The 12,413-nt window shown below is 62.1% G+C and carries 12 protein-coding genes; 11 read left to right on the forward strand and 1 reads right to left on the reverse strand.

Annotated elements, in window-relative coordinates; genetic code table 11:
- Nucleotides 1–51: 51 nt before the first annotated feature.
- The 5 genes from BUB53_RS05790 (at nucleotide 52) to BUB53_RS05810 (ending at nucleotide 8,267) form a co-directional block, all read left to right on the forward strand.
- Nucleotides 52–2,832: an ATP-dependent Clp protease ATP-binding subunit gene (locus BUB53_RS05790; protein ID WP_073033769.1), complete on the forward strand. Its 2,781-nt coding sequence runs from the start codon at nucleotides 52–54 to the stop codon at nucleotides 2,830–2,832.
- A 62-nt stretch (nucleotides 2,833–2,894) separates the two neighbouring features.
- The gene (locus BUB53_RS05795; RefSeq protein ID WP_188744980.1) at nucleotides 2,895–3,476 is read left to right on the forward strand and encodes an NADH dehydrogenase ubiquinone Fe-S protein 4; all 582 of its coding nucleotides are present in this window, start codon (nucleotides 2,895–2,897) and stop codon (nucleotides 3,474–3,476) included.
- The gene (locus BUB53_RS05800) at nucleotides 3,476–4,621 is read left to right on the forward strand and encodes a cation:proton antiporter (protein ID WP_073033770.1); all 1,146 of its coding nucleotides are present in this window, start codon (nucleotides 3,476–3,478) and stop codon (nucleotides 4,619–4,621) included. Before BUB53_RS05795 ends, BUB53_RS05800 begins: the two co-directional genes overlap by 1 nt.
- Before the next feature lie 323 nt (nucleotides 4,622–4,944).
- Complete coding sequence (locus BUB53_RS05805; RefSeq protein ID WP_073033771.1) at nucleotides 4,945–6,045, forward strand: glycosyltransferase family 4 protein; 1,101 nt, start codon at nucleotides 4,945–4,947, stop codon at nucleotides 6,043–6,045.
- Nucleotides 6,046–6,062: 17 nt separating this feature from the next.
- Nucleotides 6,063–8,267, forward strand: a complete 2,205-nt coding sequence (locus tag BUB53_RS05810) for an amylo-alpha-1,6-glucosidase (protein ID WP_073033772.1) — start codon at nucleotides 6,063–6,065, stop codon at nucleotides 8,265–8,267.
- A 42-nt stretch (nucleotides 8,268–8,309) separates the two neighbouring features.
- Here BUB53_RS05810 and BUB53_RS05815 read toward each other — a convergent pair whose 3' ends face one another.
- Nucleotides 8,310–8,534, reverse strand: a complete 225-nt coding sequence (locus BUB53_RS05815) for a hypothetical protein (protein ID WP_073033773.1) — start codon at nucleotides 8,532–8,534, stop codon at nucleotides 8,310–8,312.
- Between the two features lie 211 nt (nucleotides 8,535–8,745).
- Between BUB53_RS05815 and BUB53_RS05820 the strand changes: the two genes are divergently transcribed.
- The 6 genes from BUB53_RS05820 to BUB53_RS05845 all read left to right on the forward strand — a co-directional run bounded on the left by BUB53_RS05820 (nucleotide 8,746) and on the right by BUB53_RS05845 (nucleotide 12,364).
- The gene (locus BUB53_RS05820; RefSeq protein ID WP_028092955.1) at nucleotides 8,746–9,243 is read left to right on the forward strand and encodes an Hsp20 family protein; all 498 of its coding nucleotides are present in this window, start codon (nucleotides 8,746–8,748) and stop codon (nucleotides 9,241–9,243) included.
- Nucleotides 9,244–9,329: 86 nt separating this feature from the next.
- Entirely contained in the window at nucleotides 9,330–10,055 is a 726-nt protein-coding gene (locus BUB53_RS05825; protein ID WP_073034037.1) for an NADH dehydrogenase ubiquinone Fe-S protein 4, read from the forward strand.
- A complete protein-coding gene (rpoZ, locus tag BUB53_RS05830; protein WP_073033774.1) occupies nucleotides 10,052–10,291 on the forward strand; it encodes a DNA-directed RNA polymerase subunit omega in 240 nt (79 codons plus the stop codon). The genes BUB53_RS05825 and rpoZ overlap by 4 nt, the downstream gene beginning before the upstream one ends.
- A gap of 30 nt (nucleotides 10,292–10,321) precedes the next feature.
- The gene (locus BUB53_RS05835) at nucleotides 10,322–10,684 is read left to right on the forward strand and encodes an SPW repeat domain-containing protein (RefSeq protein ID WP_035366285.1); all 363 of its coding nucleotides are present in this window, start codon (nucleotides 10,322–10,324) and stop codon (nucleotides 10,682–10,684) included.
- Between the two features lie 382 nt (nucleotides 10,685–11,066).
- Entirely contained in the window at nucleotides 11,067–12,014 is a 948-nt protein-coding gene (locus BUB53_RS05840) for a DnaJ C-terminal domain-containing protein (RefSeq protein ID WP_073033775.1), read from the forward strand.
- The gene (locus tag BUB53_RS05845) at nucleotides 12,011–12,364 is read left to right on the forward strand and encodes a MerR family transcriptional regulator (protein WP_073033776.1); all 354 of its coding nucleotides are present in this window, start codon (nucleotides 12,011–12,013) and stop codon (nucleotides 12,362–12,364) included. Before BUB53_RS05840 ends, BUB53_RS05845 begins: the two co-directional genes overlap by 4 nt.
- Nucleotides 12,365–12,413: the final 49 nt, after the last annotated feature.

The following is a 12,413-nucleotide window of genomic DNA, read 5'->3' on the forward strand; positions in this document are numbered from 1 at the left end:
TATAGAGACCCAGTCCGGACGTTCCGGCTGGGAGCATGACGGAGGTGAAAAATGGCAAACGGCATCTGTGATATCTGCAAATCCCGACCTGCCAGCTTTCGTGCGCAGGTCTCTGTCAACGGTGAACGCAAGGTGATGGAGCTTTGCGACGAGGACTACCGCAGGATCGCCCGACGGCAGGGGCGTAGCGCATCGCCACTGGAATCGCTTTTCGGAGGGCGCTCGCTCTTCGATGAATTCTTTGGCGAGGCCGGTGGCCTTTTCGATCGGCTTGGCGAAGATCAGGGGCAACCCGTCCCTATACGACAGGCGGGGCGCACCGCCCGGCGCGGCGGCATCAATATCGCTGACCGCCTGAGCGAACAGGCCAACCGGCTTTTGCAGGAGGCGGGCCAGAAGGCGCATGAATTCGGCCGAACCGAGGTTGATACGGAACACCTTCTGCTGGCGCTTACCGGCTCGGATGTTGTCCGCACGGTGCTGGGGCAGGTCAAGATCGACGCCGACGATCTGCGCCGCCAGATCGAGAGCGAAGCGAAGAAGGGCGACGCAACGGGGAAGGACCGTGAGATCGGCGTCAGCCCGCGGGTGAAGGATGCGCTGAACCGCGCCTTCATCGCCTCGAACGAGCTGGGCCATTCCTATGTCGGCCCCGAGCACCTTCTGATCGGTCTCGCCGAAGAGGGCGAGGGCGTGGCGTCGAGCATCTTGAACCGGCTGGGCCTGACGCCGCAGGCGCTACGCCAGCAGGTGACGAAGATCGTCGGTCAGGGGGCCGAGGAAGGCCGCGTTGAAACCCCGTCGAGCACGCCTGATCTGGATGAATACAGCCGCGATTTGACCAAGCTGGCGCGCGAGGGCAGGCTCGACCCGGTGATCGGCCGGGCGCGTGAAATCGAAACGACGATCGAGGTTCTGGCGCGGCGCAAGAAGAACAACCCGGTGCTGATCGGCGAGCCGGGCGTCGGCAAGACCGCGATCATCGAGGGGCTGGCGCAGCGCATCGTCGCGGGCGAAGTGCCTGAGGCGCTGCGCGACAAACGGCTGGTCGAACTCAACATTAACTCGATGGTGGCCGGATCGAAATATCGCGGTGAGTTCGAGGAGCGGGTCCAGAAGATCCTCAAGGAGATCGAGGCCAACAAGGCCGACATGATCCTGTTCATCGACGAGATCCACACCATCGTTGGAGCCGGACAGGGCGGCGGCGAAGGCGGGCTCGACATCGCCAATACGTTCAAGCCGGCGCTGGCCCGCGGCGAGCTGAACCTGATCGGCGCGACCACCCTGAACGAGTACCAGAAATACATCGAGAAGGACGCCGCGCTGGAGCGCCGCTTCCAGCCGGTCTATGTCGATGAGCCGACGGTGGCGCAGACGATCATGATCCTGCGCGGCCTGCGCGACACGCTGGAAAGCCACCACAAGGTGACGATCACCGACGAGGCCATCGTCGCGGCGGCCGAGCTTTCCGACCGCTACGTCACCGGCCGCTTCATGCCCGATAAGGCCATCGACCTGATCGACCAGGCTGCCGCGCGCGTGAAGATCAGCGCTACCGCGCGTCCCGTCGATGTCCAGGAGCTCGAGGCTGAGGTCGCCCAGATCCGGCGCGAGCAGGACTACGCTGCGGGGAGGAAGCAGTTCGACCGTGCTGCTGAACTCAAGAAAGAGCTTGAAGCCAAACAGGTCGAGCTTGACGAGTTGATGGAAACCTGGAAGCGCGACCGGGCCTCTGCGACGGCTGAAGTGCGCGCCGACCACGTGGCGCAGATCGTCTCGAAACTGACCGGCGTGCCGGTGAGCGAGCTGACGACAGAAGAGCGCGAAAAGCTGCTGAGACTCGAGGAAAAGTTGCATGAGCGGGTAATCGGCCAGGAAGAGGCGATTCATGCCGTTGCCGATGCCGTGCGACTGGCGCGCTCCGGGCTGCGCGAGGGCTCCGGCCCGACCGCGACCTTCCTGTTCCTCGGCCCGACCGGCGTCGGCAAGACCGAGCTGGCCAAGACTCTGGCGGAGACGATCTTCGGTGATCAGGATGCGATGATCCGCATCGACATGTCCGAATATGGCGAACGTCACGCGGTCGCGCGGCTGGTTGGCGCCCCGCCGGGCTATGTCGGTTACGACGAGGGCGGCCAGTTGACGGAACGGGTCCGGCGCCGGCCCTATTCTGTCGTGCTGCTCGACGAGATCGAGAAGGCGCATGCGGATGTCTACAACATCCTGCTGCAGGTCTTCGACGATGGCCGCCTGACCGACGGCAAGGGCCGCGTGGTGGATTTCACCAACACCATCATTATCGCCACGTCGAACCTCGGCTCCGATATCATCCAGCGCAACCTTCGCAAGCGCGGAACCAAGGAGTTCGACGAGGCAGGGCAGAAGGCCGAACTGATGGACGTGTTGCGTGCCCATTTCCGGCCCGAGTTCATCAACCGGATCGACGAAATCATCGTCTTCCATTCTCTGAACCAGTCGGAAATCCGGCAGATCGTCGAGTTGCAGCTGGCCCGCGTCGCCCGCACGGCGCTGACCCAGGGGGTCGAGCTCGACTATGACGGAAGCGTTGCGGAGCATTTCGGAGCGGTGGGTTTCCGGCCAGAGTTCGGCGCCCGCGAGTTGCGACGGCTAATCCGGTCGGAACTGGAAACCGAGCTCGCCCGCGAGATGCTTTCCGGTCGGATCGAGGACGGCGACAAGGTGCGCGTCGCCTGGACCGCGGATGATCAGAAGATCACGTTCCAAAAGCTGGAGAGCGCAGCAGAAACCGAGGCCCTCGGCGAGCCCGGCAATGGCGATAGCGAAGAGGCCGAGCCTGCCGCCGAATGACGGCACGTGCACCGGCGACGGTAACGCCGCCGGTGCCGCAATCCGAAGAGAGGTACATCATGATGAAAGGACACAACCGCCCACCGTTTCGACCGAAGATCCCCGGAACTGACCTGACATCTCCAGACCTGCCGACAGCGTTGATCTACAGGCCAGCTCGCTCGTCCCACACCTCCGCTCCAATCAGGCGGCAGCATTGGATACTCGAGTTTGAGCCGGCCCGGGCGCCGGTCATCGAGCCTCTTATGGGCTGGACCGCAACCGAAGATCCCTATCGTCCGATCCGCCTGACATTCCCTGATCTCGACAGCGCCATCGCCTTCGCGGAACGAAACGACTGGCAGTATATCGTGCGCCACGAGCCGGACAAACGTCGATCCGTGCCACCGCGCCGATTCTGGTGGGAGACAGTGCCAACCAGCAAGGGAGCCGATGCTCCTGGCGCCCACCGTATCGAGACCGGCCACCGACCGAGTTCCCGGCACCGGCTTCACCGAGGCATCGACGCGGCCAGCGTTCGTGATCTCTCAGCGGAACTCGCGACGGCTGCAGACCCGGTCTGTGAAGCGAGTGCTGAGTCCTTCCCCGCGTCCGACCCACCGGCGTGGATCGGGGCGACTGTCTATGGAAGCGGGCGACGTTGATGCACGCCGACCAGGGGCTGTTGGAGGCCGCCGCGTTGCTCGCCATGATGGCTTTTTGCCATGTCGCGATCTGCGCACGGCTTGGCATCCCCGCACTGGTCGGTTTCCTGCTGTCCGGCATTGTGATCGGGCCGTCCGGTCTGGGGCTCATCACCGAGGGTGCCACACTGACGGTTATCGGTGAGGTCGGGGTGATCCTGCTTCTCTTTGCGCTTGGTCTGGAATTCTCCCTCGACAAGCTCGTGTCGCTCCGGCGGCTGATCTTCGGACTCGGTCTGGTACAGGTGCTCGTAGTTGGAGGGTTGGTCACCGTAGGGCTCCTCGTCTTTACCGAGATCGCGCCGGCGGCAGCGGTTCTGATCGCTGGCGCGGTCGCGATGTCATCGACCGCGCTATGTCTTAAGGTCCTGGCGGGCGGCGATGCGCTCGGAACGCCTCAGGGACGGGTCGCGATTGCTGTTCTGCTGTTTCAGGATCTGGCGGCCGTCGGCTTTCTGGCGTTTCACGATGTCATCGCCGGGGCAGGAGCCGTGGAAAGCGCGCACGACGTCCTGAAGATGGTCGGGGGCATGGGCGTGCTCGTCGGGGCGCTCTTCATCACCCGGTCAATGCTTCAGCGGCTTGCCGGATGGGTCGCAACCCAGGGCGCGGCTGAACTCGCACAGCTTCTTGCCCTGACCGTTGCCTTGCTCGCGGCCATTATTGCGCAGGTTGCGGGTCTTTCGCCGGCGCTCGGTGCATTCGCTGCCGGCATGATGATCGCCGAGGGCGACGCCCGCCAATTTGTCGAACGGGAAATCAGGCCGTTCCGGGATTTGTTCGTCGGGGTGTTCTTCATCGGTATCGGAACCCAACTCCATATAGGTGCGATTTGGTCGACATGGCCAACGGTGTTGGCATGGCTTTTTGTGCTCATGGTGGTGAAACTCGCGCTTGTTGTTGCTCTGACCCGCATGTTCGGAGAACAGCTCGAGACTGCGCTTCGCGCGGGCGCCATCCTGGCCCATGGCGGCGAATTCAGCTTGATGCTCATCTCTGTCACGACTGCCTCCGGCCTGTTGCAATCCAAGGTCGCCGAGCCTCTGTTCCTCGCGTTGGGGCTGAGCATGCTGATTGGAGCGGTTGTGGTTCGTCGCGCAGCGTAAATGCGACCGACGCACACTCAGCAGTTGTCTGCTTCGCCTAATATTTTTTGCGCGCCGTAGGGGTTGAAACTCCAAAGTCGATTTCTAACTGAACTTTTTGCAGGGGTTCCCTGCTATCTGATATCGCTGTTTTGCGCAGGAGGTTTTGCCGGGCAAGGCCATCTCGCGTTCCGGCACCATGGTCCGGCGGATGGCAGTGATCTTGTATCACGACTGTCCGAATTCGAGATGCCACATCCGGCGGTCATGCCCAAGCGGGGTGATCGTAGACGACCTTCTCGCATCCATTGTTGAGGCTTCGCTCAGAAGAGGAGGTTTTGCCGATGAAGATCGCACAGATCGCACCGCTAGAAGAAAGTTGCCCGCCGCGTCTCTATGGGGGAACAGAAAGGATCGTCTCCTATCTCACCGAGGAACTGGTCAGGCAGGGCCATGAAGTCACGCTGTTCGCCAGCGGCGACAGCCGGACCAAGGCCCACCTGGTCCCGTGCAGCAAGGAAGCCCTCCGGCTCGATCCGAACGTGAAGAACTCGCTGCCGTGGCATGTCGCCATGCTGGAGGAAGTCCGCTTGCGGGCCGATGAATTCGACGTGCTGCATTTTCACATCGACTTCCTGCACTATCCCATGGCGCGGGCATTCGCCGACCGTATGGTGACGACCATGCATGGGAGGCTCGATGGCCCCGATCTCCGGCCCTTCTACGCGACGTTCCCAAACTATCCGCTCGTTTCTATCTCGGACGACCAGCGCCGTCCGCTGCCCTTCGTGAACTGGGCAGGGACCGTCTATCATGGACTTCCCAAGAATCTGCTGTCGTTCACCAAATCTCCGAAGGGGGACTATCTTGCCTTTCTTGGGCGGATTTCGCCGGAGAAACGGCCGGACCGCGCCATCGAGATAGCGGTGCGAGCGGGGTTGCCATTGAAAATTGCTGCTAAGATCGGCGATGCGGATCGCAAGTATTGGGACGAGATCATAGCACCGATGGTCGATGCCCATGACAATGTCGAGTTCATTGGGGAAATTAACGAAGAACAAAAAGCCGAGTTTCTCGGGAACGCGCGGGCGCTGTTGTTCCCTGTCGACTGGCCTGAACCTTTCGGTCTCGTGATGATCGAAGCTATGGCTTGCGGCACGCCGGTGATCGCATGGGCGAATGGCTCCGTGCCGGAGATCGTAGAGCCTGGGCTGACTGGCTATGTAGTGAATTCTCTGGAAGATGCCGCCGCAGCTGTGGGGAAACTGAACCGAATCAGCAGACGAATCGTGCGCGAGACGTTCGAAGAACGCTTCACTGCGGACCGCATGGCGCGCGACTATGTCGAAATCTATCGTGGGTTGCCGGGCGTCGAGGCTGTTACGATGCCGCTCCCGCATATGCTCGGGGGCCAAGGGGCTCAGGTCCTGCATGCAGCGGAATGAGAGCGAAGGAGAATAAGATGACCGAGGCGCTGCATCAAACGGGCTTGCGTGCGTCGCAACTGGTCGCGCCGCCGGCGCAATTCTTCATCCCGGCGGCAGCCTCCTTGCAGGAACGGCGGCCACGAACCCTGAAGCACGGCGATACCTTCGCCGTGTTCGATCACAATGGCGATGTGCTCTCGGGGCCGGGCAGCCCCGAGGGCCTGTTCCATCGCGACACCAGGTATCTCTCGCATTACTATCTGACCATCGGGGGAGAGCGGCCCATGCTGCTCTCGTCCACATTGCGCGACGATAACGCCACGCTGACCTGCGATCTGACGAATCCCGATCTTAATGACGAGACCGGTCGCTGTCTGATTGCGCATGATCGCATCCACATGCGCCGGACGCGGTTTCTCTGGCAAGGCACCTGTTATGAGCGGCTGGCGGTACGCAATTTTGACGAGGTCGCACATGAAGTTACCTTGGAAATCGCCTTTGAGGCCGATTTTGCGGATATTTTTGAGGTCCGTGGCCGGGTACGGGCCCGCCGGGGAACGTCGCTCTTGCCGGAGGTGGATGGCTCGCACGTAATCTTGTCGTACCGGGGGCTCGACCACAATCCACGTAGCACCGCTCTGCGTTTCGATCCTGCGCCTGCGCAGCTTGAGCCGGGGAAAGCCGTCTATCGTCTGAGCCTCGCCCCCGGCGAAACGCGTTCGCTCTTTATCGAGATCGGCTGCGACGCGAATGGGGCCGAGGATCCTCCGTCGCGCCTGTTTTTCCGCTCCTTGCGGGACGCGCGCCGCGCACTCAGACGTTCCTCTTCCCGCGCAGCCACGGTGCAAAGCTCCAACGAGATTTTCAATGAGACCATGCGCCGTTCGGTCTCGGACCTCTACATGCTCATGACCGATACGGAGGAGGGGCCCTATCCCTATGCGGGCGTGCCCTGGTTCAGCACCGTGTTCGGTCGCGATGCTCTGATCACCGCCCGGGAAATGCTCTGGCTCGACCCGGCGGTCGCGCGGGGCGTTTTGCTGCATCTTGCGGCCAACCAGGCGACGGAATTCGATCCGGATACCGATGCCGAGCCAGGCAAGATCCTTCATGAAGCGCGTTATGGCGAAATGGCGGAAACCGGCGAAGTTCCGTTCCGGCGCTATTACGGCAGCGTGGATTCGACACCGCTGTTCGTGATGCTCGCCGGGGCGTATTTCGAGCGCACCGGCAATCGGGAGGTGCTGGAAACACTCTGGCCGCATGTCCGTGCGGCGCTCGATTGGATCGAGACCTATGGCGATCGGGACGGCGACGGTTTCGTGGAATACGAGAGGCGCAGCGACAAGGGGCTCGCCAACCAGGGGTGGAAGGACAGTCATGATGCGGTGTTTCACGCCGATGGGACGCTGGCCAAGGGGCCGATCGCGCTTTGCGAAGTGCAGGGCTACGTCTATGCTGCCCGGCTGGCCGCGGCCGAGATCGCACGGGAACTCGGTCATGACGGGATCGCGCAAGAGCAGGCGCGAAAGGCCTCGGAACTCAAGTCCCGTTTCGACGCGGCGTTCTGGGACGATGAGCTTGGGACCTATGTGCTCGCCCTCGATGGTGACAAACGGCCCTGCCGAGTACGCAGTTCGAACGCGGGCCATCTGCTCTGGACGGGAATCGTCCCGGAGGAGCGCGCCGAAACGGTCATTCATGCCCTGATGGGGCCGACGTCTTTCTGCGGATGGGGAGTGCGGACCATTGCCGCGGGTCAGGCACGGTACAATCCGATGAGCTATCACAACGGCTCGGTCTGGCCCCATGACAATGCGCTGATCGGGGCGGGGCTGGCGCGCTACGGGTTCCGTGAACAGGCCGCGCGTATATTCGAGGGCATCTTCTCCGCCGCCACCTATATCGATCTGAGACGGTTGCCGGAGCTGTTCTGCGGTTTTCCGCGCCGCGAGACGCAAGGGCCGACCTTCTACCCGGTGGCCTGTACGCCGCAGGCCTGGGCGGCGGGAGCGCCGTTGTTGCTGCTTCAAGCCTGTCTCGGGCTGCGCTTCGATGCTGAGGCGCGTCAGGTGATCTTCGAGCAACCGATCCTTCCGGGGTTTCTGGGAGAGGTCGTCCTGCGCAATCTGCGCCTTGATGGTGGATCCGTCGATGTGGCTCTACGCAGGTCGGGCACCCACGTGGTTGCCGATGTTCTGCGTCGCGACGGACCGGTTCGGGTTATCGTAACAACCTGAAGGGACGGGCTGGCGCCATCTTCTGCGCCAGCCCGATTTCTGTTACAGCAGATCGTCTTCTTCCTGATCGGCTTCGAGCAATTCTACCAACCGTGCGACCCGGCCCGATGGGAAGGGGCTATGGGCATCGACCTGCGCTTCATCCGCCTCGACCCAGGCCTTGGCACGGGCAAGCTCGGAGGCGTCAGCGCCGGTGCGCAGAATATCAGACAGAAGTGTAGGATCCGTGCCGGGACCCAAGATGCTCTTCACGTCATTCTCGGTCATGATCTCCTCCTTTCGAATGCTACAAGGAAGTGCGTGAAATATAGGATTTCTGTTCGCAGAAAAAAGTTTTGAGCACCCTCTTGAAACCGTAAGGTGCTGTTCCAAATCAATTTGTGCTGATCGCCCAGATGGGGATCGGTGACAAGGCGGGACGCCGTTCCTGCGGTGCTTCCGTCGTCTGTACCCATGTTGCTCAAAGGAGGATATGGCTATGGCAACGAGACTTGATTTTGCACCTCTGTTCCGTTCGAGTATCGGTTTCGACCGTATGCTCGACGCACTTGAGGCCGCCCGTCGGGTGGAAACGCTCGACAACTGGCCGCCCTACGACATCGTCAAGACCGGCGAGGACGACTATCGCATCGACATGGCGGTGGCTGGCTTTGCCGAAGACGATCTGACCCTGACCCAGGACAAGAACATGCTGATCGTGTCGGGCCACAAGGAGACTCCCGATGGTGACGACGGTGCCAGCTATCTCTATCGCGGCATCGCCGGTCGGTCGTTTGAACGTCGGTTCGAACTGGCTGATCACGTCCGGGTCGAAGAGGCCACCTTGTCGAACGGCCTGCTGACTGTCCAGCTGAAGCGCGAGGTCCCCGAGGAACTCAAGCCGCGTCGGATCGAGATCGCGTCTCCTGAGGCGACCGAAGGTCTCGAGACCAGGCAGCTCGAGACGGCTCGTGAGCCGGAACCTGTCGCGGCCTGAAGCACCTCGGGCCCAGGATGGGATGCTCCGGCCGCTTTCTTGGCGGTCGGACGCCGTTCCCGAAATCTGGAGGGTAAGTAGTGAACTTGATCAGTGGAGATTTCACAGCACAATCACATGCCTCACCCATTCCGAGCCTGGCCGGTTCGCGACCCGACTGGGACTCTTCTCTGCCGGACGATGCGGTCGCCCGGATCTGGAAGCCGTCGAAATCGGCGATGACCTCGGGGCGCGCGGGTACGCAGGGCTGGAAGATGAGCTTTCCGCGCCGGACCGGTCCTTGGCTCGAGCCTTTGATGGGCTGGACGGGTGGGGACGACACGATCCAGCAGATAGACCTGAGCTTTCCGACGCTGGAAGCTGCTATTCGCCATGCAAAGCGTCTGGGGGTGGCTTACGAGGTGCATCTGCCGGCAGGCGAAGCCGCGCGCGGTGCCGCCCGGGCACGGGACAGGCAGGCCGGGCTGTGGTCCGATGCCACGCTTTCTCGGCTCGGCCTGTCGGAGATGCGGCAAACCTATCGCGACGCGATGGCCGGCGCCAAACGGCGGGGCGATCCGAAAGGCGGCGATGATGGGCGTCCTCCCATTGAGGTTGCTTCGGACGCCAGCCTGTCGTTGGAGGCTCGCCGTTCTATCCTGATGAACTGGGCCTACACGGAGTATCTTCAGGATGTCGCCAGCACCGAAGGCATGCCGGAAAACCAACGTGAATCGCAGCTTGCCGAGGTTGAACGAGCGCTGTTGGCGCTTGAAGCGGCGGTGGCCGCCGACGGCATGTATCCGTCCGTTGAGGAAGGGAGGGCGGCATGAATCCCTTCGTTGCAATTGATGCCCAGCAGGCGGTGCCCGATCGTTTCGCTCTGGTCCTCGCCGCGAGCGCCCGCAGCCGGGCGCTGAAGGCCGGGGCAGAACCGCGGGTCGAACCTAAACGGCAAGCCACCGAAGAGCTTGCCTTGGAAGAGATCGCGACCGGCGCGATTTCGCAGGAGGAGCTGTTGCCCTTCCTGCCTGCGCCGGCGCCCAAGCGGCTGGCTCGGCCGCATTGAATCCCTGGTGAAGAGAAAGGAGGTAACACCATGAGCAAGACCTGGACTACGAACTATGACAAGCTTGGCGACGGCATCAGCCTTCTCGCGGGCCTCGCCCTCGCTGGGTTGCCCTTCGTCATCACGATGACCGATATTGCCTTCTGGAGCGCCCTGCTGACAGGCGGACTGATCGCAGTGCTTTCCGCAATTGCGCTTTGGCGACCGCATGAAGGGCTTGACTGGGCACGTATGGTTGCGGGGGTCTGGGCTGCGATCAGCCCATGGGCTCTCATAGCCGGCTTCACGCTCAGTATCGCACTCGCCCATGTGGCTCTCGGCGCGCTCGCGCTGGCCTTTCCCGCCTGGCGGCGCTGGAAAAACGACGGCGGCAACTCTGCTCTGACCGCCTGATACGACTGTCGGCCCCACGCGCAGGGCCGACAATTTATGAACTTGGTTCAAGGAGACGCATTGTTCTCCGGTTTCTTATTGATGCGGTTATGGTGTTACAATTGACCCACCGTTGTCTGTTGCTGCGGAATACTGACGAGGTATTGTGGCGTTGCGCAAATCCCTCCGGGGTTTGTCTTTCTCCCGTGTTTGAGAGCGCACATTCCTTGCTCCGGCACTCGGCACAGACAGTATGAAACCATATCCTAGCCTTTGCCGGTGCAAGATCCCGGCTTCGCGCGGGCCATAGGGTCTTGGCTGGAAAATGATCAGGAGAGGCGCGAAATCCCAGGGTAAGGATCCGGGGTCATGACGACGCCGGACCCAACACAGACAGGTGAAGATGAACACCGATCCTTATGAGATACTTGGCGTGCCGAAGGCCGCCACACAGGACGAGATCAAGAAGGCCTATCGCAAGCTGGCGAAAGAGCTGCACCCGGACCTGCATCCCGATGACAAGGCCAAGCAGGAACGGTTCAAGGAGGTGTCGGCGGCCAACGATCTGCTGGGCGATCCCGAGAAGCGCCGGCGTTTCGATGCCGGCGAGATCGACGCCAGCGGACAGGAACGCCCCGAGCGCCAGTATTACCACCACTATGCCGGCCAGGATGCCGGCCGCCGCTACGACCCGGGTCCGGGTTTCGAGGGTGGAATGGATCAGGACGATCTGAACGACATCTTCTCGCAGTTCTTCAGAGCGCGCGCCGCCGGGGCGGGCGGCGGTGGGTTCCGGCACGAGGTCCACGCCCGCGGTTCGGATATGCGTTATCATCTCGAGGTCGATTTCCTCGATGCCGCGCGCGGCGCGAAGCGTCGTGTCACGATGCCCGATGGCAACAATATCGAAATCACGATCCCGCCTGGCGTCAGGGATGGCCAGACGCTTCGGCTGCGCGGCAAGGGCGCTCCGGGGATCGGCGGTGGCGCCGCCGGCGACGCTCTGGTGACCGTTTCGGTGGGGACGCATCCGGTGTTCGCCCGGCTGGATGACGATATCGAGATGGAATTGCCAATCACCTTCGATGAAGCGGTGCTCGGCGCAAAGGTCGATGTGCCGACCGTATCGGGATCCGTCTCGGTCACGATTCCGAAAGGGGCGTCGTCGGGTCGGCGCCTGAGATTGCGCGGCAAGGGCATCAAGGGCCCGAAAGGCAAGCCGGGCGATCAGATCGTGAGGTTGAAGATCGTGCTGCCTAAAAAGATCGACCCAGAGATGGAGGAACTGGCGGAGCGCTGGCGCCGGATGGCCGTGTTCGACCCGCGCGCCGAATTGCGGAGGATGACATGAGACACACGGAAGAGATGGTCCTCACCAAGATCCGGCGCCTGTCCCGGCGGGAACTCCGGCTTTGGGTGCGCCAAGGGTGGGTACGCCCGGCGGTGGGCGAGGCTGGCCCGGTCTTCGACGAACTCGATATCGCGCGCCTGCGCCTTCTTTGCGATTTGCGAAAGGGGATGGCGCTGCCCACGACTGCTATGCCGGTGGTTTTGAACCTCATCGACCAACTCTACCAAACCCGACGCGACCTGCGAACATTGCTCAGGGCGCTGGACGATCAACCCGAAGATGTAAGAAGCACACTAGCGGCACGCCTTCGTCTTAGCGATACCAACGACGCGGCTGAAGACAGCGATTGAAAATGACTGTTGCGGCCGGTTTTGCCAGAAAACGGTAGTCAAAGGCGGC

It is taken from the genome of Roseovarius pacificus (genome assembly GCF_900142665.1).
Lineage (GTDB): Bacteria > Pseudomonadota > Alphaproteobacteria > Rhodobacterales > Rhodobacteraceae > Roseovarius > Roseovarius pacificus.